The organism is Pandoraea anhela (genome assembly GCF_902459655.1).
Taxonomy (GTDB): domain Bacteria; phylum Pseudomonadota; class Gammaproteobacteria; order Burkholderiales; family Burkholderiaceae; genus Pandoraea; species Pandoraea anhela.
Map to the genome: position 1 here is coordinate 36,857 of NZ_CABPSB010000007.1, position 26,188 is coordinate 63,044.

Here is a 26,188-nt window from a genome sequence, read left to right on the forward strand (position 1 = left end):
ATTCGGATGGTCACAACAGGCGCGCGACGGCGCGTCCGAGCGCCGGCTCACCGTCGATGAGGCGTTGCAGATTGGCGTCGAGTTCGTCGGGCGCGTAGCGGTAGTTCACCATCATGCCGCACGACTGTTTCGCTCCTTTCCTGGAGAGGTCGGCATGCCAATTGATACGTTCGACCCGCGCGCCATTGCCGAGGTGAAAGCGTGCGACCGGATCGCGCGGCTGCCCCCGAACGGTCTCCCGAGCCAGATAGTGGGCGGCCAGCGATTCGCCGAGCGCGCGCTGCAACGCCTGCACGCCCTTGCGTTCGGGCGACGTCTGCAACCACGCCATCATCTGCGCGCCGGACGCCTCGTTCGCCAGCGACGGTTCCTGCGCGAGCAGTTTCACACGCTTCGGCCCGAGCACTTCGGCGAGCGCCGCCGCCGGCAGTTGCCGCAGCCAGTCGTTGAAGCCGGGGATCGGCGAGAGCGTCGCGAAGTTACGCAGCTTCGGAAAGTCGACATGCAACTCGTCGATCACCCGCTTGAGCAGGAAATTGCCGAAGCTCACGCCGCGCAGCCCCGGCTGTGTGTTCGAGATCGAATAGAAGATGGCCCAACGCACGCGACGCAGGTCTTCGAGCGGGGCCTTTTCGTCGAGCAGGGAGTGTACGTCCGCCGCCATCTCCGGCACGAACGCCACCTCGACGAAAATCAGCGGCTCGCGCGGCATGCGCGGATGGAAGAACGCGTAGCAACGACGGTCGGAATCGAGCCGGTTGCGCAAATCCGCCCACGACGAAATTTCATGCACCGCTTCATAGCGCATCAGCTTTTCCAGCAGCGACGCAGGCGAGTCCCAGGTGATGGGGCGCAACTCCAGCAGTCCGACGTCGAACCATGTCGAGAAAAGGCTGCCGAGGTCTTCCTCCAGCGAAGCGAGACCCGGCAATGTCGCGCGGTACTGCAACATGTCCGAGCGCCAGCGTACGAGGAAAGGCAGACCGTCGGGCAACGCATTGAAACGCTTCAGGAACCGCACGCGTGCGCTGCCCAGTGCGCCCGCCAGCCCGGTCGCGGCACGTCTGGCGTCCTTGCCATCCTTGCCATCGGTGTTGGCGTCGCCGTCGCTCGCGCAAACATCGGCCACGACCGTCAACAGCGCCAGTTGCTGCGCGGCAGGCGCGGCAAGATAGCGCGCCATGAAGTCACGCGCCGCGTCGTTGGCCGCCGAGTCCGTCAGGCGCGCCGACAAGCATTGCATCAACTGACGCCGCAACGCGCTCTGCGCACGCGCCGACAACGGCGCGGCGACGACCGTGCCGTCTCCTTTTCCATCCTTACCGTCCTTACCGTCTTTAGACGCGCCCCCGCCGGATCTGCCGGCGCGTCCGAACCACTGCCCGAGGCGCTCGCCCAGCGACGGCTTCGTCGACGGCACCGGGGCGCTCACCTGCGCCACGCCCTCCGGCGCAGTGCGCGACACCGACGCGGAAATCGTGGGCATGGCGGACACGATCGGCTCATCTTTCATGGCTTCCTCTCAAGCGCGTGCGGCCCGCCTTCACCCCATCAACCGATCCGGCAGCCACAGCGACAGACCGGGCAACAGGCAGATGAGCACGACGGCGACGACCATCAACACGACAAACGGCATGACGCCCCAGACGATCTCGCGCAACGCGATATCGGGCGCGGTATTCTTGATCACGAATATGTTGAGACCGACGGGCGGATGAATCAACCCCAACTCCATGACGATCGTCATGACAACCCCGAACCACACCAGATCGAACCCCGCAGCGCGCAACGGCGGCAGAATGATCGGCGCCGTCATCAGGATAATGCTCACCGGCGGCAGGAAGAAGCCCAGCACGACCACCATCAGCAAGATGGCGGCGAGCAGCACCCAGCGCGACAGGTGCAGCCCCACGATCCACTGCGCGGCCGACTGACTGATGTGCAGATAGCTCATCACGTAGGAATACAGCAGCGACATGCCGATGATGAACATGAGCATCGTCGACTCGCGCAGCGTGCCCGTGAGGATCGGCGCCAACTGACGCGGTTTCCACATCCGGTAAATCACGGCGATGAGCGCGAGCGCCAGCAGACCGCCCAGCCCGGCGGTCTCCGACGGCGTCGCGTAGCCGCCGTAAAGCGCCGCCATCACGCCGATGAGCAGGGTGACGAACGGCAGCACGCGCGGCAGCAGCGCCAGTTTCTCACGCATCGTGGCGGGCGGCTCCGTCGGGAACGGTGAAGGCGTGCCGTCGCGTGCGAGCGCGACCTGCGCACTGGCGTATTCCTTCCGGTAGCGCCATGCCGCGTAGCACGAGAACAAGGCCACGAGCAGCAGCGCCGGAACGATCCCCGCGAGGAACAAACGCCCCAGCGATTGTTCGGCGGCCACGGCATACAGAATCATCGTGATCGAAGGCGGCAGCAAAATGCCCAGCGTGCCGCCTGCCGCGATGAGGCCGGCGGCAAACCCCGGCGAATAACCGCGCTGGCGCATCTCGGGAATGCCGGCGCTGCCGATGGCCGAGCACGTGGCCGGACTCGATCCCGCCATCGCCGCGAACAGCCCGCATGCGAAGACGTTCGCGATGCCGAGCCCGCCGGGAATCCGTCGCATCCACGCATGCAGCGCGAGATACAGATCCTGCCCCGCACGCGACTTGCCGATGGCCGCCCCCTTCAGGATGAACAACGGAATCGACAGCAACGTGATGCTCGCCATCTCCTCGTAGACGTTCTGCGTGATCGTGTCGAGCGACGACGCAGGCATGAACCCGAACATGAACGCCACCGCGACCGCCCCCAGCGCGAACGCAATCGGCATGCCCGAAAACATGGCGACGAGCGTTGCGCCGCCATACAACAATCCGATACCGAGCTCGCTCATGCGCGCCCTCCCGTGCGATCCGGTGCGCGAGGCGCGGCAGCGCCACCCGCTCTGAGCGACGCCTCCCCTGCACCGGTCCCCACATCGCCCGCCAAATCGCGCGCCACATCGCCCGCCACATCGGTCCCAGTGCCCGTCCCGATCTCGCCAGCGCCGATCGCCACCTGCAACAGCAACTGCACCGTGAGCAGCGTCATGCCGAACGCCATCAGGCCATACGGAATCGACAACGGCGGTCCCCACGTCGAACTGCTGGTCTGCCCGTCGACGTAGGCTTCGTGAAAGAGGGTCCACGACTTCCACGCGAAGAAGCCGCAGAACGCCAGCGTAAGCACGTCGACGACCCAGCGTCGCACACGGTTCACGCGCGGCGGGAGCAACGCCGTGATCGCCTCGATGCCGATGTGTCCGCGCAGATGCTGCACGTGCGAGGCGGAGACGAAGGTCGCGCCGACCAGCATGAACACGGCCGCTTCGTCCTGCCAGTCGGTAGCGAGCTTGAGCACATGCCGCGCGAACACGCTGTAGCTGAGTACCAGCGCGGCGCCCACGAGCGCCAGCATGCACACGACCATGAGCCAGCGGCTCACGCCTTGCAACCCGGCATCGAGTCGCCGCAGCACGCGCGAGCATGCGGCCGCCGGTTCGGCGCTCGCAACGGCCCCGCTCATGCCGGCACCTTCTCGGCCAGCGCAAGCAGCTTCGCACAGGTGTCGGATTTGCTCGCATAGTCCTTCCACGCGGTGCGCCGGGCAATGTCGCGCCACTTCGTCACCGTCGCTTCGTCGAGGTCGTAGACCTTCGCCCCCGCCTTGGTATAGACGCTCGCAATCTGAGCATCGTCCCCCTTGGCCGCGTCGGTGCCGAACGACTCCAGCGCCGCCCCGACTTGCAGAATGACCTGCTGCTGGTCCTTCGGCAGCTTGTCGAAGATCGGCTTCGACATGAGCAACGGCTCCAGCATGAACCAGTAGGACTTGTTGCGGCCCGTGGTCAGATGCTTAGAGACTTCTTCGAGACGGAACGACATGAGGCTCGTGGACGATGTCATCGCCGCGTCCATCGCCCCGGTCTGCATGGCGGCGTAAAGCTCGTTGGACGGCAGCGAAATCACGGCGGCGCCGGCTTCCTTGAGCATCATGTCCATCTCGCGGCTGCCACCGCGCACCTTCAGTCCTCTGGCGTCTTCCGGTGCGACCAGCGGTTTGGCGCGGCTCGCCACGCCGCCTGCCTGCCAGACCCAACTGACGATCACGATGTTCTTTTCGGCGAGCACGTCCGTGAGCACTTTGCCGATTTCGCCGTGGCGCCAGGCATTGCCTTGCGCGTAGGACGTCACCAGCCCCGGCATCAATCCGATATTGAGCTCGCGCACTTCGCCGCCGGCATACGGCAGCGGATAGAGCGAAAGATCGAGTGCGCCGCGCCGCAAGGCGGCGAACTGCGCGTTCGTCTTCATGAGCGAGCTGCCAGGGTAGACCTGAAACTTCAGCGCGCCGTTAGTCCGCGTCTCGACTTCCTGCGCGAACTTGCGGCACAACCGGTCGCGGAAGTCGCCTTCCGTGAGCGTGCCTCCAGGGAATTGATGGGAAATCTTGAGCGGGCCGGATTGTGCGAAGGCGCCGCCCCAAGGGCTGGCCAATCCACCGGTCGCCAGCGCCGATGCGGCGCCAAGCATGAGTTGCCGCCGCAGCGGGGAAGGTGTTGTCTCCATGGCGTCTCCTGTCACTTCTGTCAGCGATGAACCAGCGAAGCCCGGTGCCTGACATCGCCCGCAACAGGTCGTCGAACCTGCGAGACCCCGTTGCGGGTGCACCGCCGGCGTGCCGGCACTGCATGTACGGATGACTGCTTTGTTTTGACGTTTCGAGGGCGCGAGTTGCCGCTCTCGGATTGAAATCGTATAGTTAATCCACCAACGTGTATACAAATAGGCCCTTTAAAAAATACACTGATGGTGTTTACCCCGATCTCCAGCGGGGGCGTTGCCGGCGACTTTGGCAGCCCGGCCCCCGAAACGGCCCCGTCTGACGGGATCGAAACCCGACCGAGCGAGACCGTCATGACCGTAAAACCCAAACGATCGGAAGCGTTGCGTCAGGCCATCGAGGAGAGGATCGCCGTGGGCGAGTACCCGCCCGGCATGCGGCTCGACGAAGTCGAACTCGCCACCGCCTTCGGCGTGTCGCGCACACCATTGCGCGAAGCGCTGATCCAGTTGGCGTCGTCGGGAGTGATCGAGATCCGGCCACGCCGGGGCGCGGTCGTCTCGCAGATCGACCCTCAGCGGCTTTGCGAGATGTTCGAGGTGATGGCCGAACTCGAATCGATGTGCGGTCGCCTCGCGGCGCGCCGCATCACGGAAGACGAACTCGACGAGTTACGTCGCACGCACGAAGCCAGCCGGGCGGCTGCCGAAGCGCGTGACATCGATACGTATTACGAGGTCAATGCGCGTTTCCACGCGCTGATCTATCAGGCGAGTCACAACACCTATCTTCAGGAGACGGCGCTGCAACTGCATCGCCGGCTGCGTGTGTATCGCCGGTTGCAACTGCGCGTTCGCGACCGGCCGCATCAATCGTTTTCGGAGCACGACGCCGTGTTTCGGGCCATCGAAACGGGCGACGCCGAGGCCGCGTCGGAACGTCTGCGGGCGCACGTCACCGTCCAGGGAGAGCGCTTCGCCGACCTCATGGCATCGTTGCATGCGCTGGCGCGCAAGACGGCGTAGGACGCTTCACGCCGGCATGGCGGTGGGCGCGACATGCACCGGGATGGCGCGCCCCGTCGGCGGCGTTGACTGTCGGCGATGCTAACTGTCGTCGGTGTTAAATGTCGTCGGTGTTAACTCTCGGCAGACCTCGCTCGCCAGTCACCGAACAACGGGCCTTGCGTCGCGCGCATCACACGACGTGGGGACGCCCGATCATCGACCGGCCAGCGCGCCGGTCGCTCCAGTTCGCGGAACCAAGCTTCGATGTCGCCGGCTGCGTCGAGTGTGTCGCCGTCGGTCAGCGCCTGCGCTTCACGGCTGTTATCGCCAAACCACGCCTGCATCATGTCGCGAATGCGCGCGGCGTAACTGGCGCCGCCGTGCGATGCCGGGCCGTAGAGCACACTCGCGACGTCGCAACCGTAACCTTTGAGCTGCGCCATCGCGCCGAGCCAGTGATGCAGCGCCCCTGCGTCGACGGACCGTCCCAGTTCCAGCAGGCGTGTCGCGAGCACTTCGCACAAGTGCTCGCCGTTGATTCGGCGGCGCGACTCGACGGTGTCCGTGGCGATCCACGCGTACAGCGCCAGCAACGTACTTTCGATGAGCCCGTAACGCGGCCAGGACACCCGATGCGCCGTGGCCCCGGCCAACGCGATCGGGTCGTATCCGTCGTATGTCATGGCATCGAGCCGGCCGCCGTAATCGAGGAAAAACGTCGACATCGCGGCGCCCCGCCCTGCGAGCGCCGCGTGGTGCAGCGCCGTGCCGCCAGCCACGTAGTCCAGACCGCACGCCGGCCCGCTCAGGTCGTCGCGCATCAACGGTTCGTTCGGATCGGCGTCGTAGCGGAGCAAAACGTTGAGCACGAGGTCGGGCACGCCCCGTGAGAGCGCGTAGATGAGCGGCGGCACGCCACCGAATGCCACGGCGGCGATACCCGCACCGCACCCCAGCACGATCGACAGAGCGGTCGCCACGTTTGCAACGCCCGTCACATCGGGTGCGGTGCGACCGACGAAGCTGTCGAGCAAGGCCTGCACGAAGCCGTGCCCGCCCATGGACTCGGGAAGGCGCATGTCGGCAAGCGTCGCGCCGCCGATGGCCCGGCCGATCAGGACGACGACGGCCATCCCGTCGCCGGCCAAGGACGCATGGGCGCTCGAATCGCGGGCCGCCAACCCGTTGACCAGCATATCGAGCACCTTCTCGACGGCCGTCGCCCCCGCCGTCAACATCGTCAGTACTTCGGACGACGTGAAGGGAATGAACGGCGTCGCCCGCAAGTGCGCCACCAGATGGCTCGCGGCGAGCCGGTCCACGCCGAGATGTTCGAGATGCTCGGACGTCCACGCGTCGACACGCTCACGCAGCAGGCATTCGATCTTTCGGGCCAGCGCCTGCGTCATGTCGCCGACGCGAATGCCGCACGCGTCGGCGATATCACCGGTCGCTGCCCACGCTGCGGGCATAGGCATGTGGTCGATCCTCATCAATACACGTCTCCGGCAATGTTTCGCCCCTGTCGGGCAAGGTCGTTGAGGAAAGCGAGGAAGTCCGCATCGAATCGCGCCCGATCGTGCGGCTCGCTCAACATCGACACGAGATACTCGTACGAGTAATTTGCGGAAGTGCCGTCCAGCAGGCCGGGAAACACATCCTGCGCGAGTCCTGCGTCGAGCGCCGGCAGGAGCATGCGCATCAATTGATTGAACGACGCAAGATTCACGATCGATTCGGGCGTCGATTGGCGCAGTGTCTGCACGAGCGGTGCGAGATCGACGGTACCGCCGCGCCACTCTTCACGGAGGTACACGCCTCTGAACTCGTGTGCCGGCTTGTACGCCCAGGGTTGCGGCGTCACGTCATCCTTCCATCCGATGGCCGCGTGGCCGCACTCGTGAAACAGGATGTCCGCGAAGTGATGCCCCGCAACGTTCGCCGCATGCGTGCCCTGAGCCGTGAAGATGTTCTGCACGAGATGTCGTGCGATGAGAATCAGCGGGACATCGTAGAACGTATTCATGGGGACGTCTGCCAGCGAGCCTGTCGTCATGCCGAGCAACAGCCCTCGCGCCGAGGCGCCGTTTTGCGGCTGGAAATCGGCAATTGCCGCCATGTCGTTCAGACGACGGAAGGTCGTCTCCAGCGCGGACCTGTTGCGCGCGAGCGTATCGCCGTGCAGCGCGACGAGGCGGCGTGCATTCGTTTGCGCATGCGCATCGTCCGGCACGAAATTACGATAAAGACGAATCAACGCCGGGCACGGATCGTTCAGCACGTGCAGCATCGTGTCGAGTTGCTGCGTAAGTTCTTCGCCTGCCTCCGTGAATAACCGCGCAAGTCCTGCGTCGTTCACGACCCACTTCAGATTGAAACGAGCGCCGCTCTCCTGCCCCGGCGCGTACGCCCAGCCGGGGCCGTCTGCGCGACTCACGAACATGGTGATTTCCATTTTCGCGCCCATGATGCGGTCGGCCAATCGGAACATACGATCGGCATCGCCGCCCGGGAGCGCCCGGTGCGCCACCACGGGCGTGGCGCAATCCTCGGCCGGCGGCATCGCAAACGCGTAGCTCGCGTCACCGACGAAAGTCATCGCATACGTCTGGCCGTCCGCCCCCAGATACTGGCCGTAAGGCGAACTGAACAGCAATGTCACCGGCGGCTCGCCCGCCTCGGGTGCGATCTCGACCGGAATGACGACGAGGCCCTCGGCATCGCCCCTGAAGTTCACCGACACGCACGCCGGATAAGGAAACGTGCCGAAGTCTTCGTCGCTGCGCATGAGCGCGCGCCCGGGACGGCAGGCGTCGCGCCATTCGGTGGTTCCCTTGAGGTGGCCCGCTTCATAACGGAACTCACGCTGGCAAACGATCGGGAAATCCGTCGGCAGCCCCATGCGCCGCGCTGCCGCAGGGGCAACCGCTTTGCTGAGTACAGCGGGCAGCGCTCTCGGCGCACACTCGACAGTCTCGCGAAACGCGACCGTCGAATCGAACTGCCAGCAGCCGACGTCGGCCAACGCGTTCGCGGCAACGACGTTGCACCAATCGCCCGGAAGCGCCGGCACACTCGACACCGGCATGTGCGCCTCGGCACTGGCGACCCACTCGGCGCACGCCTGCGCCGCGCTGGCGCGATGCATTGCCCCGGGCGTGAGCAGGTCGCGTCGCAGGGTCTCGATGACCGAGGAGAGCTTCGTCTGCGACGACTGACGCACGCCCGCGAAATCGTCAGCGAAATCGTCAACGGAAGCGTCAACGGAAGCGTCCGAACCATTCGAAACGCTGTCGGCATCGATCGCACCGCGACGCTCGACGATGCGCCCGCACGGACCGGTGAGCCTGATATCGCTCTGCGGCGAGCGCTGCGATGCGCCGCTGAAGTCGGGCAGACGTCGTGTGACGCCGTGCGCGTCGGAGGCTTTCGCATCGCTTCCCGCGATGCCCCGATAAATCTCGACCCGCTCACGCAGGTCCCTGATCGTTCCGAACCCCGGCTCTGCCCCCGTCCACCCCATTGCGCCCTGCCCCCCCTGGAAACCATGGAAACGTATGATGCTGTCGGGCCGGTGCCTTCGCGTGGTCGTGTCCCGGCGACAGCAAGAGCTTACCGGCGGGCATCGGAGACAACATGTAGAAATCGACCAATGACGGGGCGAGCGACAGGTCGGCAGGGGGCGCGCAAGTGGGCAGGCGCCGCTCGGAAACGGCGTAAACGACAACGGGCCGCCGGAGACGTCTCCGGCGGCCCGTCATGGATGGCGGAACCGCTTGATCGTACTTGGTCGTGCTTGTTCGTGCTTGGTCGTGCCCGTTCGTTCGAGCGCACCGGTGGCGGGGCGACGCGGTTACACCGCCGACGTCGCCGGCCCACGTCGATACGTCCACACCAGCATGATCACGCCCGCGACGATCATCGGCAGCGAGAGCCACTGGCCCATCGACAAGCCGAACGACAGCAGGCCGAGGAAGGCATCCGGCTCGCGCGTGAACTCGGCAAGGAAGCGGAACAGACCATACCCCACGAGGAACATGCCCGACACCGCGCCGACCGGACGCGCACGTCGCGCGAAGCACCACAGCAGCACGAACAGCGCCACGCCTTCGAGCGCGACCTCGAACAACTGCGACGGATAACGCGGCAGGCCGTGGAATTGCGCGAACACCATCGCCATCGCGTTATCGGCCATCGCTTGCGGATGCGTCAGCGCCCACTGCGCATCTTCCGCAGCTGCTTGCGGGAACAGCATCGCAAAACGCGAGTCGGGCGACGTCACGCGTCCCCACAGTTCGCCGTTGATGAAATTGCCGAGACGCCCCGCCGCCAGACCGAGCGGAATCATCGGTGCGATCAGATCGGTGCCTTCGAGCAGCGAGTGGCCGCGTCGGCGAGTGAACAGCCACATCGCAACGAGCACGCCGAGGAAGCCGCCGTGGAACGACATGCCGCCTTCCCACACCTTGAAGATGTCGAGCGGATTCGCCAGGTAGAACGAGAGCTTGTAGAAGATCACGTAACCCAGACGTCCGCCGAGAATCACGCCGAGCACGCCGTAGAACAGCATATCGTCGAGATCCTGCGCCTTCCAGCCTTGCGCCGCGATGGACGGTTGACGCACGCGCAGACGGCCCACCAGCAGGAAAAGAATGAAACCGACCAGATACATCAGGCCGTACCAGCGGATAGCGAGCGGGCCGAGATGAATCGCGACCGGGTCGAATTGAGGATGAATCAGCATGGATCAGAAGAATCGATTCGTGAACAAAAGTTCCGCCAGCAAGGATGGGATGCCCTTCGTCAGGCTGTCGTCGCCATCGGCTTGCGCCGCTCGGTGACACGTGCGTGCCGCAGGCGACGGGATGGCCAGCACAATACCACGAGCGCACGACGTCGCGACATGCGCGACACACGTCTCCACGATTGCCGGGTGCATTGCACACTGACTTTTCACGCATCGCCGCGCGTTGCCCGGGATTCAGGCCGAGAGCGTGGCCCCCGGCGGCGTATGCGCGACCCCGCGGGCCGTCTCCAGAAAGCCTTCGAGCACCGGCGTGACTTCGGCGGTGCGCCAGAGCAGGCCCGTCTCGATGAGCGCGCTCGTCTCGCGCAGCGCCCGGTAGGTCACGCCGGTGCGTCGCAAATGACACAGCGACTGCGGCACGAGCGCCACCCCCATGCCCGCCGACACAAGGCTCACGATGGTCTGCATCTGAATCGCCTCCTGCCCCACGCGCGGCGTGAGGCCCAGCGCGGCGTAGCATCCCATGATGATGTCGTAGAACGCCGGCGCGACACGGCGCGGGAAGATGACGAGCGGTTCGTCCGCGAAATCGGCCAGACTCACCGGCGCGCCGGGTTGGCCGCCGGCGCTGTCGTGGGCCTCGCCGCCCCTGCCGTCATTGCCGCCATGCCCGGCGGGCAACGCCAGCATCAGCGGCTCACGGATGATCGGCAGATACGACAATTCGTTCGCGTAACGCGCAGGCACCGGCGGGATGAAAAGCCCCGCATCGATGCGCCCCTCCATAAGCGCCTCGATCTGAATATCGCTCGTCGCTTCGAGCAGTTGCAAACGCACCCGCGGATACCGCTCGCCGAACTCGCGCAGCAGCGGCGGCAGAATGCCGTAGTCCGCCGTGGAGACGAAGCCGAGCGACAGCGTGCCGACCTCGCCGTGCGCCAGCCCCTGCGCGAGCGCAGGCAGCGCGTCGGCGTCCGCCAGAATGCGACGGACCTCGGGCAGCAATTGCCGCCCCACAGCGGTCAGCTCGACCGAGCGGTTGGTCCGCACGAACAATGGCGCACCGAGCGACGCCTCCAGCGCCCGAATCTGCTGCGAGAGCGGCGGCTGGGTCATCGAGAGGCGCTGCGCGGCGCGCCCGAAATGGCGTTCTTCGGCTACGGCGACGAAGTATCGGAACTGACGCAGGTCCATGATATGTTTTTCGACTCAATCCGAGTTAAATAATATATTTGACAAGCATTCGAGGAAAGACGAATCTTGACGTCCGGCCGGATCGACCCGCTGACCCGCCGACCCGCTGCCCCGCGAGTACGACGGTTCGATGCATGGCGCTGGAAAGCGCCGCACGGCACCGGTTTTTTCGTTGACCCCACAAGCACAAAGCGTTTCCAGGACGACCATGCCTCAATACCGTTCCCGTACCTCCACCCACGGCCGCAACATGGCCGGCGCCCGCGCCCTGTGGCGTGCCACCGGCATGACCGACGCCGACTTCGGCAAGCCGATCATCGCCGTGGTGAACTCGTTCACGCAGTTCGTGCCGGGTCACGTGCACCTGCGCGATCTGGGCGCCATCGTGGCCAAGGAGATCGAAGCAGCGGGCGGCGTGGCCAAGGAATTCAACACCATCGCCGTGGACGACGGCATCGCCATGGGCCACGGCGGCATGTTGTACTCGCTGCCGTCGCGCGAACTGATCGCCGACTCGGTCGAATACATGGTCAACGCGCACTGCGCCGACGCCATGGTCTGTATCTCCAACTGCGACAAGATCACCCCGGGCATGCTCATGGCCGCCATGCGCCTGAACATTCCGGTCGTGTTCGTCTCGGGCGGTCCGATGGAAGCCGGCAAGGTCAAGAACGGCGACGGTCAGGTGATCGCCAAGATCGACCTGATCGACGCCATGATCAAGGCCGCCGATCCGAAGATCAGCGACGCCGAAGTGGCCGAAGTCGAGCGCAGCGCCTGCCCGACGTGCGGTTCGTGCTCGGGCATGTTCACCGCCAACTCGATGAACTGCCTGACCGAGGCCATCGGTCTCGCCCTGCCGGGCAACGGGACGATCGTCGCCACGCACGGCTGGCGTCGCGGTCTGTTCGAACAGGCCGGCCGCCTCGTGGTCGATCTGTGCCGCCGCTACTATCAGGAAGACGACGCCTCGGTCCTGCCGCGCAACATCGCCACCAAGGCCGCGTTCGAAAACGCCATGGCGCTCGACGTCGCCATGGGCGGCTCGACCAACACCGTGCTGCACTTGCTGGCCGCCGCGCAGGAAGCCGGCGTCGACTTCAAGATGGCGGACATCGATCGCATCTCGCGCAATGTCCCCTGCCTGTGCAAGGCTGCGCCGGCGACCGACAAGTACCACATTGAAGATGTGCACCGCGCAGGCGGCATCATCGGCATTCTGGGCGAACTGGCGCGCGGCGGTCTGCTCGATACGTCGTGCGGCAACGTTCACAGCGGCACGCTCGGCGAGGCTATCGCCAAGTGGGACGTGAAGAACGCCGCCAACGACAAGGCGCAAACGTTCTACAGCGCCGCCCCCGGCGGTGTGCCCACGACCATCGCGTTCAGCCAGACGTCGACCTATCCGTCGCTCGACCTGAACCGCGAAACCGGTTGCATCCGCGATAAGGAACACGCCTACACGAAGGACGGCGGCCTGGCCGTGCTGTACGGCAACCTCGCCGAGAAGGGCTGTATCGTGAAGACGGCCGGCGTGGACGAATCGCAGTGGGTCTTCACCGGTCGCGCCCGCGTGTTCGAGAGCCAGGACGATGCCGTCGAAGGCATTCTCGGCGACACGGTGCAACCGGGTGACGTGGTCGTGATTCGCTACGAAGGGCCGAAGGGCGGTCCGGGCATGCAGGAAATGCTGTATCCGACGTCTTACCTGAAGTCGAAGGGACTGGGCAAAACCTGCGCCCTGTTCACGGACGGCCGTTTCTCGGGCGGGTCGTCGGGGCTCGTCATCGGTCACGCGTCGCCGGAAGCGGCCGAAGGCGGCACGATCGGCCTGGTGGAAGACGGCGACGTGATCGAGATCGACATCACGCAGCGCAAGATGCATCTGGCCGTATCGGACGAAGAACTCGCCCGCCGCCGTGCCGCCATGCAAGCCCGTGGCGATCAGGCATGGCAGCCGGTGAACCGCGAGCGCGTGGTCTCGCAGGCACTGCAAGCCTACGCCGCGCTGGCCACCTCGGCCGACCGTGGTGCGGTGCGCGATCTGTCGCAACTGAAGCTGGGCAAGCGCGGCTGATCGCGACGCTTCGGTCATCGGTTGAAGCGGGCGCCGCCGCAGGTTTGCGGCGGCGCCCGTGCCGTCAGGCAATATGGCAGGACAGCGTGATACAACAACGCCTATGTGCGACGCTGCGACAGCCCGTGGCGTGGCCCATCCCCACAGGAGAGAGACGTCATGGCATTCAACCGTCGTTCGCGCAACGTCACGCAAGGCGTGGCACGCTCGCCCAACCGCTCGATGTATTACGCGCTGGGCTACAAGGAAGAAGACTTCGGCAATCCGATGATCGGCGTGGCTAACGGCCATTCGACGATCACCCCGTGCAATGCGGGGTTGCAGCGTCTGACAGACGCCGCCGTGGACGCCATCAAGACCCATCGGGCCAACCCGCAGACCTTCGGCACCCCGACCATTTCGGACGGTATGTCGATGGGCACGGAAGGCATGAAATACTCGCTCGTCTCACGCGAAGTCATCGCGGACTGTATCGAGACGGCCGTGCAGGGCCAATGGATGGACGGCGTGGTGGTCATCGGCGGCTGCGACAAGAACATGCCGGGCGGCATGATCGCACTCGCGCGTATCAACGTGCCGGGCATCTATGTGTACGGCGGCACGATCAAACCGGGCAACTGGAAAGGCAAGGACCTCACCATCGTCTCCTCGTTCGAGGCCGTGGGGGAATTTACCGCCGGGCGCATGAGCGAAGCCGACTTCAAGGGCATCGAGAAGAACGCCTGCCCGACGACAGGCTCCTGCGGCGGCATGTACACCGCCAACACGATGAGTTCGTCGTTCGAGGCGCTGGGCATGTCGCTGCTCTACTCGTCGACGATGGCCAACCCCGATCAGGAAAAAGTCGATTCGGCCGCCGAATCCGCGCGTGTGCTGATCGAAGCCGTCAAGCAAGACCTCAAGCCGCGCGACATCATTACGCGCAAGTCCATCGAGAATGCCGTCGCCCTGATCATGGCCACGGGCGGCTCCACCAATGCCGTGCTGCACTATCTGGCCATCGCGCACGCCGCCGAGGTCGAGTGGCGCATCGAGGACTTCGAGCGCATTCGCGCGCGCGTGCCGGTCATCTGCGATCTGAAGCCGTCCGGCAAGTACGTCGCGACCGATCTGCACAAGGCCGGCGGCATTCCGCAGGTGCTCAAGATTTTGCTCGACGCGGGCCTTTTGCACGGCGATTGCCTGACCATCACCGGCCGCACCATCGCCGAAGAACTCAAGGACGTGCCGTCGGTGCCGCGCGCCGATCAGCAAGTGATCTTCCCCATCGACCGCGCGCTCTACAAGGAAGGCCACCTCGCCATTCTCAAGGGCAATCTGGCCGAAGACGGCGCGGTTGCCAAGATCACCGGGCTGAAGCATCCCGTGATCACCGGACCGGCGCGCGTGTTCGACGACGAACAGAGCGCGATGGAAGCGATTCTCGGCGACAGGATCCAGGCGGGCGATATTCTGGTGCTGCGCTACCTCGGACCGAAGGGCGGGCCGGGCATGCCGGAAATGCTTGCCCCGACGTCGGCGATCATCGGCAAGGGGCTTGGCGAATCGGTCGGTTTCATCACCGATGGCCGCTTCTCGGGGGGCACGTGGGGCATGGTCGTCGGACACGTGGCGCCGGAGGCGTTCGTCGGCGGCACCATTGCGCTGGTGCAGGAAGGCGACTCGATCACCATCGACGCCCACAAGCTGCTGCTGCAACTGAATGTGGCCGACGATGAACTCGCCCGCCGTCGGGCCGCCTGGAAGGCCCCCGCGCCGCGTTACACCCGCGGCGTTCTGGCCAAATACGCCGCACTCGCTCAGCCGGCCAACAAGGGCGGCGCGACGGGCTGACAGCTAACGTCCCGCGGCCACCCGGCTGGCACCGCGCGGCGCGCTTCGCACAGAGGGCGAGCGCGCCGTTTTTCATGCGTCGCCGTGATGCGCCCAGGTGCCCAGGCGGCTTGACGTCACGGCGTCATGGCGTCATGGCGTCAAGGCGTCGGCCCGTCGCCGTATAATGGCGCGTCGATGCGCCTGCCCATTACCCGCAGGTCGATATCGCGTCGTCCCGCCTTGCCCGGACGACCGCGAACGGCCCACGCCGGCAGCCTCGCATCGTGATTCCGTCAACGGTCGGGGAGTACCAAATGAAGGGATTTGCCGGCGCTTGTGCCGGAACGATGTTGAGTGTTGGGCTCACGCTTGCCGCCGGCACGGCCCTCGCGCAATCCGACGCGCCGTCGGTGTCCGCGTCCGACGTGCCCGACGCACGGGCGATGGAGAAGCTCGCCCGCGCCCGAAACTGCATGACTTGCCACGCCGCCGACAAAACGCTGCTTGCACCGTCTTACCGGGACATCGCGAAACGCTATGCCGGACAGCCGGGCGCGGCCGATATCCTGGCACGCTCGATTTCCGAAGGCAGCCAGGGGAAGTGGGGAAAGATCCCAATGCCAGCGAGCCTGCAACTCGCCCCGGGCGAGGCCGGCCGTCTGGCGCAGTGGATTCTTGGGATGGCGCCCGCGTCGCGCCCCTGAACCGCGCGGCCGGGGCGACGTTCGAACCGGGATGCCGGCATCGGGGCGCCGACTCAGGCGCCTGCCAGTGCACGCGCAGAATGGGCGGGTGGACGGATGAGCGGGTGGGATACGCCCGGACATGCGTGCGAGGCGACCGGCAAAGGCTCGCGCGGCCGCGCGTCAGCCCTGCGAGCGGACCTGCTTCGCGACCTCTTCGATCACCGCCTGCCGGATGCGATCCGGCAGTTGTGCCTGCAAGGCGTCGGCGACCTGCTTGCCGATCAGCTGGACGAGCCAAGACGTCTGATCGATCAGCGCATCGTGACAGCGACGCTCCACCATCGTCGTGATTTCGTCGGCCAGTTGCAGCGTGAGCCGGGCGCTCACGCGCTCGGCGAAGACCGCCACATCGGCCGGCACCCCCTGCTGCGCCAGCGGGGCGGCATCGGCGATATCTCCGATCCCGCCAATGTCGGGCAGCGGTGCGCCTTCTCCCGGCGCGAGCACTTCGGTCAGCGTGGGAATGCCGGGATCGTTGCGCTCGGGCTCGTTCGTCACGGTCAACCTCGTTGGTCGTAGTTGTTCAGGGTGTAGCCACGGTCGCGGTAAAAACGATACCGCTCGCGTGCGCCGGCCAGGTCCTCCGGCGAGTCGCCGATGATCTCCACGACCCGCTCGAACCGGGCGAAATGCGTCGGCACGCTGCCGGCCAGATTCAGCAGCACCTGATGATGCTGAGCCTCCTCGTCGGGCGCAGCGAGCACCACCGGCGTTCTGGCGGCGAGCGGGTCGCGCGTGAAGCAGTGCGGCACGAACTCCAGCGGTGAAAACGTCCACAGGGCCTGATCGAACGCACGCAGCATATCGGCTTCACCGACCACCACGAGCGTCTGCCCGGCCCCGTAGACCTTACGCGCGAACCGGCACGCGTAATCCAGCCGGTTCGTGACATGCGTGTGAAAGTCGACGCGGGTCACCGGGCTTCGCGATCGATCAGGAATTGCGTGAGCAACGGCACCGGACGGCCCGTCGCGCCCTTGGCTGCGCCACTCTTCCAGGCGGTGCCGGCAATGTCCAGGTGCGCCCACTCGTACTTCTCGGTGAAGCGCGCGAGGAAGCAGGCCGCCGTCACGCTGCCGGCAGGACGCCCGCCGATGTTCGCCACGTCGGCGAAGTTCGACTTGAGCTGCTCCTGATATTCGTCCTCGACCGGCAGACGCCAGGCGGTGTCGCCCGTCGTGCGGCCAGCGGCGAGCAGTTCGTCGGCGAGTGCATCGCTCTTGGAGAACAGACCCGAGTTCACGTGACCGAGCGCGATGATGCAGGCGCCGGTGAGCGTGGCCACATCGATCACCGCCGCCGGCTTGAAGCGCTCGGCATAAGTCAGCGCATCGCACAGGATCAGACGGCCTTCGGCATCGGTGTTGAGCACCTCGATGGTCTGGCCGGACATGCTGGTCACGACATCGCCCGGCTTGGTCGCCTGACCGCTCGGCATGTTCTCCGTCGCCGGTACGATGGCGACGACGTTGAGCTTGAGACCCATTTCGGCAACGGCGCGGATCGTGCCGAGCACGGAGCCCGCGCCGCACATGTCGTACTTCATCTCGTCCATGCCCTCGCCCGGCTTGAGCGAGATGCCGCCCGTATCGAACGTAACGCCCTTGCCCACGAGCACGATCGGGGCCTGTCTGGCGCTGCCGCCTTCATATTTGAGGACGATGAACTGCGGCGGCTCGACCGAACCGCGCGCAACCGACAGGAAAGACCCCATCTTGAGCGCCTCGATCTGCTTCGGTCCGAGGATTTCCGACTTGAGCTTGAACTCGCGGGCAAGCTTGCGGGCCGTGTCGGCCAGATACGTCGGCGTGCACACGTTGCCCGGCAGGTTGCCGAGGTCTTTGGTGAGCGTCATGCCGTTGGCGATGGCTTCGCCCTGCTTGGCGGCCAGCTTGGCGGCCTTCAGGTCGTCCGGGGCGACCGAGAAGACGACCTTGCGCAGCGCGGTATTGGCCGGCTCTGCCTTGCTCTTCATCTGAGTGAAGCGATAGGTCGCGTCGCGCAGCGCGAGCACCGAGGCGCGCACGGCCCAGGCGGTGTCCTGCGTGAGCACCCTGGCTTGCGGCAGCGTCCAGAGGGCGTCGGTGGCGCGCGAAGCGAGCACGGCGCGAACGGCGGCGCGGGTGGCCTCGTTGAAGTGCTTCTGCGAGAGCTGGTCCTCACGGCCCAGGCCGACGAACAGCACACGCGCCGGGCTCCAGCCAGCGACTTCGTGCAGCATCAGCGTGCTGCCGAGCTTGCCGTCGAGTTCGCCACGCTTGACCATGCGGGCGAGCAAGCCCTTGCTCGCGGCGTCGAGCGCCTTGGCCAGCCCGGCGAGCGGCTGCTGCTCGAACACGCCAACCACCAGACATTCGGTCTTTGCGTTGGCGAGACCGGCTTGGCCCGCCTTGGTCGAATCGAAGGCTTTTGTGCTAAAGTCCATCGCGCTTTCCTCGGGTAAAATTCGTACGAGCCGCAATTATCCGCTTTTTTCCGCGCTCGCCCAACCGCGAGAGCACCCCAACCGTCATCACATGATTTTTCAGCGTTCCCTGCAGCGCGAGCTGAACTACACCGCCGGGGCCGTCTTCATGGTGCTGATCACCGTCATGCTCACCACCATGATGATCCGCATCCTGGGCTTCGCCGCGTCGGGGAAAGCCGATCCGCGCGACGTGCTCGTGCTTATCGGTCTGGCCGTGATCGGCTACCTCGCCGTCATTCTGATCGTGACGCTGTTCGTCTCGATCCTGTTCGTCCTCACCCGGTGGTACCGCGACTCGGAAATGGTCGTGTGGTTCGCCTCGGGCCTGTCGATCACCGACTTCATCAAGCCGGTGCTGCGTTTCGCCGCCCCTTATCTGGCCGTCGTGACGTTCTGCGCACTGGTCGCGTGGCCGTGGGCGAACCAGCAGATCTCCCTGCTCGAAGCGCGTTTCGCCCAGCGCGACGACGTCTCGATGATCTCGCCGGGCCAGTTCCGCGAGAGCGCCGCGAGCCATCGCGTGTTCTTCGTCGAGACCGTCTCTCCGGACGCCACGAAGGTCCACAACGTCTTCGTCTCCGGCACGGAGAACGGCAAGGTCAACGTCGTGGTCTCGAAAGACGGCCACATCGAGACGGCCAAGGACGGCAACCGTTACATCGTGCTGGACAAGGGCCGTCGCTACGACGGTGTGCCCGGACAGCCCGATTACCGCGTGATGGAATTCGAGCGCTACGGCGTGAAGATCGACAATCCGACCGCGGCCGATCCCGACAATACACCGACCAAGGGTGTGCCCACGGCACGTCTGTTCCGCGAAATCCAGAACCCGATCTTCCGCGGGGAAATCGTCTGGCGCATCGGTCTGCCATTGCTCGCCCTGTCGCTGGTGCTGCTGGCGGTGCCGCTCGCCTATCAGAACCCGCGGCACGGACGTACCGTCAACCTCGTCATGGCCGTGCTGATCTATCTGGCTTACACCAACCTGCTGAGCCTGTCGCAGGCGTGGGTGGCACAGGAGCGTCTGCCGCTGGCCGTTGGCGTATGGCTGCTGCACGCGCTGGCGCTGGCCATCATCGTGCTGCTCTATGTACGCCGGATGCGCTTCCGTGGCCTGTTCGGCCTGCGCCGCAATAGCGGCGCCGGCGGCGTGCGTGCATCGGGAGGCACTCGATGATGCGCGTCTACGAGAAGTACTTTGCGCGCCAGATCTATCTGGCGTTCCTCTTCGTCCTGCTCGCGTTCGTCGGCCTGTTCGTGTTCTTCGATCTGGTCAGTGAACTCGGCGACGTCGGCCGGGGCGGCTACCGCTTCCAGCACGCGCTGGCCTACGTGCTGCTGTTTGCGCCGCAGCGTATGTACGAAATCATTCCGGTCGCCTCGCTGATCGCCGCCATCTACGTCTGCGCGCAACTGGCCGGCAATTCGGAATTCACGATCTTCCGTGTCTCGGGATTGTCGACGGGACAGGCGCTGCGCTCACTGCTCAAGATCGGTTTCCCGGTAGTGCTGATCACGTTCGTGATCGGTGAGTACATCGCGCCGAGCGCCGAGCAACTGGCGCAGAAGATCCGTCTCGAAGCGTTGGGAAGTTCGGTCTCGGCGGGCTTCCGCTCCGGCGTCTGGGTGAAAGACACCGTCGATCAGGACGGCAAGCGTGTCACCCGCTTCATCAACGTCGGCACGCTCAATCCGGACAACACCATCGCCAATGTGCGCATCTACGAGTTCGACGACAAGTTGCGCCTCGACAGCGTGCGTCTGGCCAAACTCGGGCAGTTCGACGCACCGAATTTCTGGAAACTGACGGACGTATCGGAGACCGTTTTCACCGCGACGACCGATGCCACGACCAGCAACGACCCGCTGCGCGCGCTCGTGCAGAGCAAGCAGGTGCACATCGACACGGTGCAGATGCGCTCCGAGCTCACGCCCCAGATCCTGTCCGTGCTGATGGTCTCGCCCGACAATATGGCGATCGGCAGCCTGTATCGTTACATCGGCCACCTGAAGGAAAACCAGCAAAACGCCGACCGCTACAACCTCGCGCTGTGGCAGAAACTGCTGTATCCGTTCGCCGTCTTCGTGATGATGGCGCTGGCGCTGCCGTTCGCCTACCTGCACGCCCGCGCCGGGGCCATCGGTCTGAAGGTGTTCGGCGGGATCATGCTCGGCATGAGCTTCCAGTTGCTCAACAACCTGTTCTCGCATCTGGGATTGCTCAACACATGGCCGGCGTGGTTGACGGCGGCGTTACCGTCGCTGCTCTATCTGGTGCTCGCCATCGGGGCCTTGCGCTGGGTGGACAAACATTGAGCAAACACTGAGGTGATGACAATGCGTGGCAAACCCGGCGTCGTTCTCTTCGCTCACGGCTCGCGCGATCCGCGCTGGGCCGAGCCCTTCGAGCGCCTGCGCGACAAGCTGGTCGCACTGCGCCCGGACGCCGACGTCCGTCTCGCGTTTCTCGAACTGATGACGCCGAGCCTTGCCGACGCCGTCGACGCCCTTGCCGCGCAAGGCAGCGCCGACATCACCGTCGTGCCCGTGTTTCTCGGCCAGGGCGGCCATATTCGGCGCGATCTGCCGGTGCTCGTCGACGCCTGCCGCAACACGCATGCCGACGTGACGCTGCGCGTGAGCGCCGCCATCGGCGAAGACGACGCCGTACTTCAGGCGCTGGCAACGTACTGCGCGAGCCAGCTGGATCGCGACTGAACCGTCATCCCACCGCTCACCGGCCTTTGCGACGCACAGCAGCGTCGAGCCATCTCCTGAATCCCCCGGCGCGGGGGATTTGAACAAAATCTGCAATTCCTGCCCTTGCCTCGCGAACAGACTTGCGTTTCGCGACCGGCACGCCCTGCTGCGTGGTCTTAGCAGGCCTTTACTCGCGCTGGTCTCTTGTCGTTGCACGGTAGTGCATTCGGCGGTTTCCACGGGAGTTCCGGCATGCATGCAAACGCAGCAGGTGCACTGGCGATATCGATCCCACGTGCCAGGTTCGGCGACGCGTCCGTCGACGCGCAGCCATCGATCGTCATCGCCAACGTGGCGCGTTTCGATGCGCTGTCGACAGCGGCCTGCACGATGTTCGACGAGCCACCGGAAGCGCAGACTGCGCTGGGCCTGCTGTTGCGGCTGGCCGAGTACAACGTCTGCGTCGAGGACCTCGCCGCGCTGAACGATGACCTGATCGGGCGCTTTGCCGACGCATTCGGCGACGACCCGTGGCGGGCCACCTATCTCGTCGACCGGCTCCCCGTAGCACTCGCCGCACGCGAACCGGGAACGCGCGTGGAAGCGGTCTGCGAAACCCTGCTCGATGCGGCCGCCGGGCACGATTTCGAACCGGCCGTGGCATGCCCTGCGGCGCCGGCACCGGCAACCTCCCGCTTCGGTGGCGCGTGGCGACGCTACTTTTGCGACTGGCGCACATCGATCGTCGAGGCGTGGCGCGACTTCCTGTTGCTCGGCAGCGGGGCGCGCGCGTCGCATCGCCACCTCCGGAGGGCGAGTCCTCCCGAGGCTGCTTATGCCGCGCCTGCGCTCGATTTCACTCGCAACGGGAAGACGGGGTATGTGCTGGGGCTGTTGTTCATGTCATCGCTATGCCACGAGCGCCGCCCGGGCCTGCCGGACCGGCGGCATCCGGTTTTCGCCGCCCCCGGCATGGCGCTCGTCGACGAAGCTTGTTTCAATATCCCGGATAACATCGCGACGATGCCGACGCCGGACCGGACGATGCTCGACCGGATCGGCCGAATGCTCGCGGAATCGACCCGCGTCGTGAGAAGACTCTCACGACCTGCCGCCGGTGCGCTGCACGCGACGCTCGACCGGGTCCTGTCCTTTCCGTCGTGTCCGTTTCCTGCCGCCGAGGCTTATCTGCCCTCCCGTCCGGCCCTCCTCGTCACGAACGGCACCGCCAACGTGTCGCCTTTCCCGAGCATGGCCGCGTCTCCCGAAATGCAACGCCTGATGAGCGTTGCGCAGTTATGGCAGCACCGCGCCGCCACGCACACGGAGCTGCGTGCGGGGTTCTCGCCGATGCTCACGTTCACGCCGTTGCCCGACGAGCAAACGCTGCTCGACGGATTGCTCGGCGCCGCCGACGAACTCCGCTCGGTCACGTTGAGCGAGCTGCGACTCAGACGCTACATGCCTGCGGAAGACGACAAACGAGCCAAACGGGTAACGTACTGGCCCCTGCTCGAGGCGGCCGACAACATCCGCTCGGGCAAACTCAACCTCACCGCGACACCCGCCGGCGTCGACTTCGATATTTGTGTCGAAACGCCGGCAGGCGCCATCTACGAAACGCCCACGATCATGTCGTCCGGGCGCTTCGACGCGATCGTCTCGCGCTGGATCGTGGCGTGTCGCGAGCGCGCATCGCGCACGTGGGAACTGTCTGCCGACCTCGCCAAACGAGCGAACGGCAGTCTTATCGCGGCAGTGAGCACGTCACTGGCGAGCATCGACCTGTCGCTTGCCGGCAGTAGCGGTGTGCTCCCCTCTCAGGCACTGCGTCTGGGACAAGCCACGCTTGCCAACATTTCGCTCTCGGACGATCCGTCGGCCAACGTGTTTTTCTCCCATCGGCTCGAGTTCTCCGTGCGCCTCGACAACGGAACGACGCAACTGGCCACACCGGCGGGCACTTGCATCGTCAGTGCCCCTGCCATGAACGATACGACCTTGCTCTACGTTCAGGGGGACGCGCAAACCTGGCGGGCCTACCCGTCGCCCCAGGCGTTGCTCGACGATATCGGCAGCAACGAAACGTCTCTGCACAGCCTGCTTTGCGACCGCCTTCCGCTATCGCTGCGCCGGTGCGCCCGGACACAGTTGCCGGTCATCCGGTTGCGACATCAACAAGTCCGGCGTCCGCTGGCACTGGCGACGCAAGCCACGCTTGCCACCATCGCGGCAGATGGCCCGTTGCGCCTCATTCATCCGGGCACACGTCCCCGTCTCGCGCAATACCTTGCCTGGCTATCCGGTGCAGACTCGGGCGATGTGGCGCAACGTCTGCGGCAGCGCCGCGCACAGGAACCGCACGACGCGCCGCGCTCGCCCGACAGGTCGCCGGACGTGTCGCTGAGCGACGTCGCCGCGATCGCGCACATCGCCGACCTGCGGCACCGGGTGTCGTTATCGATTCCCCGTGTGCGCCTGATGACGCGGCAACATCTCACCACGCAACTGAAACGATGCGCAGCGCTGCGCACCGATCCCGAAAAGGTCTACGTCAAGACCAGTTGGCTCGAAGCGCAATCGCTCACCGATGTCGCCCTGAGCCCGACGCTGCGGCTGGACAAGCTTGCCAACCTGCCGTTGCTGGTCCAGGGGTCCAGCGGTCTGCGCGAAATGCCGGGTTCGCCCCCGTTGACGAAGCGCTCGCCATTGTTCAAAGACGTTTTCGATGCCACGTCGGCCCAGACCCTACGCACTAAGCTCGACAAAGCCAGCAAGACGTTCTGGGACACCTCACGCGATCACGTGCGCAATGTCATCAAATCCGAGTTCATCACCCAGGTCTGGCTACATCGCACATATGGGCGAATGTCGGACGCACTCGTCGCCATCGCGTCGCACGTGGCAGGCCCCATCGAGTTGGGTCGTCTCAGCAGCGATGCGCTCGAACAGACGATCGAAACGCCGGCGGTCGAGCGCGAATGGCTGCGTATTGCCGGCCGCACCACCACGCTGATGTCAGCGTCCGTCGCCGGGCAATCGCCGTGCCTGTTGATCGCGCCCTACACCGAAGGCCTGCGCGTGTACGGCTTCGACGATCGTGCGCAATTGACCACGTGGTTCGAGCGGCAAATGCGCAACGAAACGACACGAGCGCGCGTCGCAGCGACGCTTGCCGAGTTCACTTCGCCCACTGCCGCGTGGTTGGAGAAGGCTCGCCTCGACGAGACGGGCGAGCGCGAGACGGCGGCGCGCGACACCTTCACTGCGGTGGCGTCGGCGTACGAGACGCGACAGCAGATGCATTGGAAACACGATTCCGACGGCCACTCCGTCATGCGCCCCGTGCTGGCCATCATGGACGCACTGGCGAAATTCGATCTGGCGCTGGGCGCCGGCACCTGGCTGCAACCGGCGGCCCGCCCGATCAGCATCGCTTACTCCGCGGCGGATTTGGGGATCGGCATGATTAGTCTGGTCGGCGGTCTCATGGCCGACGACACGGACCTGTCGAAACAAGGCTGGCACTCCGTGCTGTCGGCCATCGGAGCCCAGGGGATGAGGGCCGCACACTTCCGGGCGCTCATGATTCTCACCGGGGACATGCGCTACAAGTACTTCGTCGCAGACGCGCCGCACGAAGAAGAAGTGCTGATCAACGGCCTGCATCGGGTGGCCGGCAGATTCTACGCTGCGATCGACGCGGACACGCGCGCTTATGTGTCCTTTGACGACGCTACCGGTTTTTTCCGTATGGTGCACGCCGATCCTGCCGCGCCGATAAGCGACACCGCGCCCCTGCTGACGCTGACGCCCGGTGGCGAGTGGCATGTTCCCGTGCAGTCCGATTTTCCCGTGCCTGCACTGGATGAGCCGCAGATCGCCTGGCGTATCGACCAGGGCTTCCGGGCTCGCCACGACCGGTTACGCGACGGCCGTCATGTGGTCTTCGAACGGGCGCGCCGGGCCGTCACGAGTGCGGGCGCCTCGGGCACCACGACACAGTTGCGGTGGCAATTGCGCTTGCGCAAGCTCGAATTTCTGGACTTGACCGAGCATGACCTGGAGACGCTCGGCACACTGGCCGGGCGCATCGACTTTCTGCAGAACGCAGTGGATGCCAGCGAGTTGTTCGTCATCAGTCCGCTGGCCAATGATGCGGCGCGTCTGGGGGCCGTCTACCGTGAAGTGATTCAACGTCCACGGGTGTATATCGGGTACGTACATGCCGGCTTGATGCGCGCGTGCGCACTGGTGTCGCCGGAGTTGCGAATCGAAGCGATGGTGGACATGTTCAATCAGTTGGCCCGATGGCCTCCTTCGGTGACCGCCGAATTCGTCAATGATCTCAGCGAATTCGGCCAGACGGCGATCCGTTACATCGACGAGCCGTCGCTATCGCTCGGGCTTCCCAGTCTCGACACGTTGTTCGATGGGGAACCGCGAGGCGCCCGGGCGTTCGAGATCACGGCGGGCACGCGCAAGCTCCTGCTCGGCCGCCGCCTTCGTGGCACCGGCGCGCAGGAGTATTACTTCATGGACCCGGCCGTGGCCATCGTCGTGCACGCGAACTATGCGAAGGTGCTGAGCATGATGCGCGCGCATCTCGGCGCATTGGCGCGCCCGTACGAACTGGTCAGTGAGGGCACGGTTCTCGCCGTCGAGACGAATGAAATCGACTTGCCGAGGCTCGCCGAAGTGAAGTTGTACCGAAGCCAGACGGAAAGGATACCGGCACGCATTGCCCTGCACATATGACGCACGTCGACCGGGGTTCGGACTCACGTGAGACACCCTATCCCGTTCACATCGGACAGCCTGCGCTTTGGACACCGAGCC

The 26,188-nt window shown here is 65.2% G+C and carries 19 protein-coding genes; 8 read left to right on the top strand and 11 right to left on the bottom strand.

What is annotated here, in order from left to right; translation table 11 throughout:
- Window positions 1-10: 10 nt before the first annotated feature.
- Genes PAN31108_RS11765 through dctP form a run of 4 tightly spaced genes read right to left on the bottom strand, consistent with a single transcriptional unit; the run spans window position 11 to window position 4,601 of the window.
- Window positions 11-1,513 (bottom strand): malonyl-CoA decarboxylase domain-containing protein, encoded by a 1,503-nt coding sequence (locus tag PAN31108_RS11765; RefSeq protein WP_442417678.1) that lies wholly within the window; start codon window positions 1,511-1,513, stop codon window positions 11-13.
- Between the two features lie 30 nt (window positions 1,514-1,543).
- Window positions 1,544-2,887, bottom strand: coding sequence for a TRAP transporter large permease (locus PAN31108_RS11770; RefSeq protein ID WP_150669047.1), 1,344 nt, complete (start codon window positions 2,885-2,887; stop codon window positions 1,544-1,546).
- On the bottom strand, window positions 2,884-3,558 hold the full coding sequence (locus tag PAN31108_RS11775) for a TRAP transporter small permease (RefSeq protein ID WP_150669048.1): 675 nt from the start codon (window positions 3,556-3,558) through the stop codon (window positions 2,884-2,886). The genes PAN31108_RS11770 and PAN31108_RS11775 overlap by 4 nt, the downstream gene beginning before the upstream one ends.
- Complete coding sequence (gene dctP, locus PAN31108_RS11780) at window positions 3,555-4,601, bottom strand: TRAP transporter substrate-binding protein DctP (protein ID WP_150669049.1); 1,047 nt, start codon at window positions 4,599-4,601, stop codon at window positions 3,555-3,557. Before dctP ends, PAN31108_RS11775 begins: the two co-directional genes overlap by 4 nt.
- A gap of 348 nt (window positions 4,602-4,949) precedes the next feature.
- Between dctP and PAN31108_RS11785 the strand changes: the two genes are divergently transcribed.
- On the top strand, window positions 4,950-5,621 hold the full coding sequence (locus PAN31108_RS11785) for a GntR family transcriptional regulator (RefSeq protein WP_150669050.1): 672 nt from the start codon (window positions 4,950-4,952) through the stop codon (window positions 5,619-5,621).
- Window positions 5,622-5,734: 113 nt separating this feature from the next.
- On the opposite strand, the gene PAN31108_RS11790 is transcribed toward PAN31108_RS11785, so the two are convergent.
- From PAN31108_RS11790 to PAN31108_RS11805, 4 genes are all read right to left on the bottom strand, one after another.
- A complete protein-coding gene (locus tag PAN31108_RS11790; RefSeq protein ID WP_150669051.1) occupies window positions 5,735-7,081 on the bottom strand; it encodes an ankyrin repeat domain-containing protein in 1,347 nt (448 codons plus the stop codon).
- A gap of 14 nt (window positions 7,082-7,095) precedes the next feature.
- Complete coding sequence (locus PAN31108_RS11795) at window positions 7,096-9,126, bottom strand: hypothetical protein (protein WP_150669052.1); 2,031 nt, start codon at window positions 9,124-9,126, stop codon at window positions 7,096-7,098.
- A gap of 330 nt (window positions 9,127-9,456) precedes the next feature.
- A complete protein-coding gene (gene lgt, locus PAN31108_RS11800; RefSeq protein WP_150669053.1) occupies window positions 9,457-10,347 on the bottom strand; it encodes a prolipoprotein diacylglyceryl transferase in 891 nt (296 codons plus the stop codon).
- Between the two features lie 237 nt (window positions 10,348-10,584).
- Complete coding sequence (locus PAN31108_RS11805; protein ID WP_150669054.1) at window positions 10,585-11,544, bottom strand: LysR family transcriptional regulator; 960 nt, start codon at window positions 11,542-11,544, stop codon at window positions 10,585-10,587.
- 208 nt (window positions 11,545-11,752) lie between these two features.
- Here PAN31108_RS11805 and ilvD (PAN31108_RS11810) point away from each other — a divergent pair, with 208 nt between their 5' ends.
- The 3 genes from ilvD (PAN31108_RS11810) to PAN31108_RS11820 all read left to right on the top strand — a co-directional run bounded on the left by ilvD (PAN31108_RS11810) (window position 11,753) and on the right by PAN31108_RS11820 (window position 16,140).
- Window positions 11,753-13,621: a dihydroxy-acid dehydratase gene (gene ilvD / locus PAN31108_RS11810; protein WP_150669055.1), complete on the top strand. Its 1,869-nt coding sequence runs from the start codon at window positions 11,753-11,755 to the stop codon at window positions 13,619-13,621.
- 159 nt (window positions 13,622-13,780) lie between these two features.
- On the top strand, window positions 13,781-15,454 hold the full coding sequence (ilvD, locus tag PAN31108_RS11815) for a dihydroxy-acid dehydratase (protein WP_150669056.1): 1,674 nt from the start codon (window positions 13,781-13,783) through the stop codon (window positions 15,452-15,454).
- 296 nt (window positions 15,455-15,750) lie between these two features.
- The gene (locus tag PAN31108_RS11820; protein ID WP_246183908.1) at window positions 15,751-16,140 is read left to right on the top strand and encodes a c-type cytochrome; all 390 of its coding nucleotides are present in this window, start codon (window positions 15,751-15,753) and stop codon (window positions 16,138-16,140) included.
- 162 nt (window positions 16,141-16,302) lie between these two features.
- Here the strand turns inward: PAN31108_RS11820 and PAN31108_RS11825 are convergent, their stop codons facing one another.
- From PAN31108_RS11825 to PAN31108_RS11835, 3 genes are read right to left on the bottom strand one after another with little or no spacing between them, the layout of a single operon-like run.
- Window positions 16,303-16,680, bottom strand: coding sequence for a DUF2486 family protein (locus PAN31108_RS11825; RefSeq protein WP_174994945.1), 378 nt, complete (start codon window positions 16,678-16,680; stop codon window positions 16,303-16,305).
- Between the two features lie 2 nt (window positions 16,681-16,682).
- Window positions 16,683-17,099 carry a DNA polymerase III subunit chi gene (locus PAN31108_RS11830; RefSeq protein WP_150669058.1) on the bottom strand — a complete coding sequence of 139 codons (417 nt, stop codon included), beginning with the start codon at window positions 17,097-17,099 and terminating at the stop codon, window positions 16,683-16,685.
- Window positions 17,096-18,607 (bottom strand): leucyl aminopeptidase, encoded by a 1,512-nt coding sequence (locus tag PAN31108_RS11835; RefSeq protein WP_150669059.1) that lies wholly within the window; start codon window positions 18,605-18,607, stop codon window positions 17,096-17,098. The genes PAN31108_RS11830 and PAN31108_RS11835 overlap by 4 nt, the downstream gene beginning before the upstream one ends.
- A 91-nt stretch (window positions 18,608-18,698) precedes the next feature.
- Here PAN31108_RS11835 and lptF point away from each other — a divergent pair, with 91 nt between their 5' ends.
- The 4 genes from lptF (at window position 18,699) to PAN31108_RS11855 (ending at window position 26,107) form a co-directional block, all read left to right on the top strand.
- Window positions 18,699-19,826 (top strand): LPS export ABC transporter permease LptF, encoded by a 1,128-nt coding sequence (gene lptF, locus PAN31108_RS11840; RefSeq protein WP_150669060.1) that lies wholly within the window; start codon window positions 18,699-18,701, stop codon window positions 19,824-19,826.
- Entirely contained in the window at window positions 19,826-20,965 is a 1,140-nt protein-coding gene (lptG, locus tag PAN31108_RS11845; protein WP_150669212.1) for an LPS export ABC transporter permease LptG, read from the top strand. The genes lptF and lptG overlap by 1 nt, the downstream gene beginning before the upstream one ends.
- A 21-nt stretch (window positions 20,966-20,986) precedes the next feature.
- Window positions 20,987-21,367, top strand: coding sequence for a sirohydrochlorin chelatase (locus PAN31108_RS11850; RefSeq protein WP_150669061.1), 381 nt, complete (start codon window positions 20,987-20,989; stop codon window positions 21,365-21,367).
- Window positions 21,368-21,601: 234 nt separating this feature from the next.
- Window positions 21,602-26,107, top strand: coding sequence for a dermonecrotic toxin domain-containing protein (locus tag PAN31108_RS11855; protein ID WP_150669062.1), 4,506 nt, complete (start codon window positions 21,602-21,604; stop codon window positions 26,105-26,107).
- Window positions 26,108-26,188: the final 81 nt, after the last annotated feature.